At 48.0% G+C, this 613-nt stretch carries 1 protein-coding gene; it reads left to right on the forward strand.

Annotated features, from left to right (window positions below; all coding sequences use genetic code 11):
• On the forward strand, positions 1-613 hold a 613-nt coding region (locus I4W93_RS20235), incomplete at both ends, for a transposase (protein WP_224673592.1).

Raw genomic sequence — 613 nt, forward strand, 5'->3', positions numbered from 1 at the left:
CGGCTTTGCCAACGAAGCCAACAATAGTTATTTGTACCAGCACAACATAAACGGCTACGTGCCGGATAACCAATTTAGAAAGCGTGACCCCAAATTTAGTGAGCAAAAGCAAAAGTACGGCAAACGGCATCAAGACAAAGCAAAAGGGCAAAAATCTATCTTCCTGTCCAGTGCCTTTGCATTTGATCCTATCGCCATGACCTGTATTTGTCCGGCGGGTAAATCACTACCCTGCAGGGGAACCAGGCCAGAGCCAGATGGCCAACAACGCGCCTTATTCGGCGGTCGGTTGTTGCAGTGCCGCCACTGCGATTTAAAAGATAAATGTATGCTCACGCCTGAGTCAGCTAACCACCGCAATGGCAACGGCCGCCAGGTATCGTTTTTACTTAAAGCCAATGCACCACCGAATTACACTGACTGGATGAAACAGAGGGTAGACAGCGATGCGGGTAAACAAATTTACAGCCATAGAATGTCGGTAGTAGAGCCAGTGTTTGGCAATATCGGCACCAATAAAAGGCTAAACCGGTTTAGCTTACGCGGCAAAACGAAAGTACAGGGCCAATGGCAGTTGTATTGTATGGTGCATAATCTGGAGAAGGTAAGCCGA

Source organism: Rheinheimera maricola (assembly GCF_016918075.2).
GTDB lineage: Bacteria > Pseudomonadota > Gammaproteobacteria > Enterobacterales > Alteromonadaceae > Alishewanella > Alishewanella maricola_A.